1 protein-coding gene is annotated in these 3,052 nt (G+C 75.6%); it reads right to left on the bottom strand.

What is annotated here, in order from left to right:
• A partial coding sequence (locus Vgi01_RS30185) for an SDR family NAD(P)-dependent oxidoreductase (RefSeq protein ID WP_204293329.1) occupies positions 1-3,052 on the bottom strand: 3,052 nt, incomplete at both ends.

Consider the following 3,052-nt stretch of genomic DNA (forward strand, 5'->3'; position numbering starts at 1 on the left):
CCTTCGCTCCATCCGGTGCCGTCGGCTGCGGCTGCGAATGGTTTGCACCGGCCGTCGGGTGCGAGGCCGCGTTGTCGGCTGAACTCCACGAAGGTCGCCGGGCTGGCCATGACTGTGACGCCGCCGGCCAGCGCCAGATCGCACTCGCCGCTGCGTAGTGACTGGGCGGCCAGGTGCAGGGCCACCAGGGAGGACGAGCAGGCGGTGTCCACGGTGACCGCCGGGCCCTCCAACCCGAAGCTGTACGCCACCCGACCGGAGGCGACGCTGCCCGCGCTGCCACTGACCAGGTAGCCCTCGTAGCCCGGGGCGGGCGTGCCGGCCTGGTGCAGCCGCGCGCCGTAGTCGTTGTACATCACGCCGGTGAACACGCCGGTCCGGCTGCCCCGCAGCGATCCCGGTGGCAGCCCCGCCCGCTCGAACGCCTCCCACGCCACCTCCAGCAGCAGCCGTTGCTGCGGGTCGGTGGTCAGCGCCTCGCGCGGGCTCATGCCGAACAGCTCCGCGTCGAAGTCGCCCGCCGCATAGAGGAAGCCCCCGTGCCGGGTGTAGCTGTGTCCCGGCCGGTCCGGGTCCGGGTCGTGGATCTCGCCCCAGCCCCGGTCGGTGGGGAACTCGCCGATCGCGTCCACACCGTCGGCCACCAGCCGCCACAGGTCCTCCGGCGAGGAGACACCACCGGGATACCGGCAGGCCATCCCCACGATCGCGATCGGCTCGTCGGCCGGCTGCGTAACGGGCTGCGGCGTCTCCACCGGACGGGCGCCGGCCAGTTCCGCGACCAGGTGGTCGGTGAGCGCGTCCACCGAGGGATGGTCGAAGACCACCGTGCTCGACAGGCGCAGCCCGGTACGCTCGGCGATCCGGTTGCGCAGCTCGACCGCCGTGAGGGAGTCCAGGCCAAGCCCGGTGAACGCGACGTCGGTGGACACCTCGGTGGCGTCGGTGTGCCCGAGCACCGCGGCCACCTGGGCGCGGACCAGCTCCCGCAGGCCCTCCCGGCTGGTGACCGTGGCGGCGGCGGACGCCGCGCGGCGACGCTGCCGGCGAGTTGTGGACAGGTCGACCCGGGCCGGTGCCAGGACCGGTCGGTCCGCGACCAGGCAGGCGTCGAAGAGGTCCAGGCCCTCCTGCGGTGACAGCGGGGTGATCCCGCTGCGGGCCAGGCGGTCGAGGTCGGCCGCGCCGAGACCCGACGCCATGCCGGTGGCCCCCCACAGCCCCCAGGCCAGGGAGACGCCGGGCAGGCCGAGGTTGCGGCGGTGCCGGGCCAGCGCGTCCAGGTAGGCGTTCGCGGCGGCGTAGTTGGCCTGCCCCGCCGTGCCGGTGATGCCGGTGATCGAGGAGAAGAGCACGAAGGCGGTGAGGGGCCGGTCCCGGGTCAACTCGTGCAGGTGCCAGGCCGCCTCCGCCTTGGGCCGCAGCACCCGGGCCAGGCGCTCCTCGGTGAGCGAGGTGAGCGCGCCGTCGTCCAGCACGCCGGCGGTGTGGATGACGGCGGTGAGCGGGTGCTCCTCGGGGATGCTGGCCAACAGCGCCGCCACCGCCGGACGATCCGCCACGTCGCACGCCACCACCTCGACCTCGGCGCCCGCCGCGGTCAGCTCGTCCACCAGCTCGGCCGCGCCGTCGGCGGCCGGGCCACGCCGGCTGGTCAGCAGCAGGCGCCGGACCCCGTGCCGGACGACCAGATGCCGGGCGACCAGCGCGCCGAGAGCGCCGGTGCCGCCGGTCACCAGCACCGTCGACCCGGACGCGAAGGGCAGCGGACCGGGCGCGACGGGGATCCGCGACAGCCGGGGTGCCATCAGCGTCCCGTCGCGCAGCGCCACCTCCGGTTCGCCGCTGGCCAGCGCGGCGCGGACCAGCGCCGGCTCCGGGTCACCGGAACCGGTGAACAGCACGAAGCGGCCCGGCTGCTCGGTCTGCGCCGTGCGCACCAGGCCACGGACGGCCGCACCGGCCGGGTCGTCGACGGTACGGACCACCAGCGGCTCGTCGCCCTCGTGCTGCCGCAGCGCGTCCAGTGCCCAGGTCACGGCCGCGTACGCCGCGCTCGCGTCCGCGCCGGTGCGCGGTGCCACCACCGTCGCGTACCGGCCGGTCCACTCCCCGTCGGTGGGCACCGGCTCCCAGTCGGGTTCGAGGACGGTGGTGGGCGCGGTGCCGGTCGACCGCAGCCGCAGCGCACCGGCCGAGGCGATCGGGCGGCCCGCGTCGTCGGCCACGTCCACGCTCACCGCGTCGTCGCGGCGGGCGAGCCGCACGCGCAGTGCCGGAGCACCGGGGCCGTGCCGGCGAACGGACCGCCACTCGAACGGGATCTCCACCTGCCCCCGCTCGGCGGCGTCCCAGGCGAGCGGGTGCAGCGCCGCGTCCCACAGGGCGGGGTGCGGGGCGAAGCCGCCGGTGGGCGACTCGTCGGGGCGTACCTCCGCGAACGTCTCGTCGCCTCGGCGCCACAGCGCCCGCAGCCCCTGGAACAGGCCGTGGTAGCCGTAGCCGCCCTCGGCCAGCCGGTCGTAGAGGTCGACCACGTCCACCGGCTCGGCGTCGGTCGGCGGCCAGGTGGCGAGGTCGGCGGCGGGCGACTGCGTGACGACCGCGAGCCGCCCGGTGGCGTACGGCAACCACTCGCCGTCGTCGGTGTTGCCGTGCAGGTGCACAGCGCGGCTGTCGTCGTCGGACGCCGGCCCGACGGTGAGCCGTAGGCGCACCGGGGCATCGACCGGCACGGCGGCCGTCAGGACCAGTTCGTCGACGTCCAGGCCGACGCGGCTGGCCGCGTGCGCCACCGCCTCCACCACGGCGGTGGCGGGCAGCAGCGTCGCGCCACCGATCCGGTGCCCCGCCAGCCAGGGGTGGCTGTCGGCGCTCACCGTGCCGGTGAGGACCAACCCCCCGTCGGCCAGGTCGACGACGCCGGGCAGCAGGGGATGGCCGCTGCCGTCGAGGCCGGTGTCGGCGGCGGGACCGTCCAGCCAGTACCGCTGTCGCTGGAACGGATAGGTGGGCAGGTCGATGACGGTGGCGTGGGGGAGGAGGGTCTTCC

This window comes from Micromonospora gifhornensis (assembly GCF_016863515.1).
Lineage (GTDB): Bacteria > Actinomycetota > Actinomycetes > Mycobacteriales > Micromonosporaceae > Micromonospora > Micromonospora gifhornensis.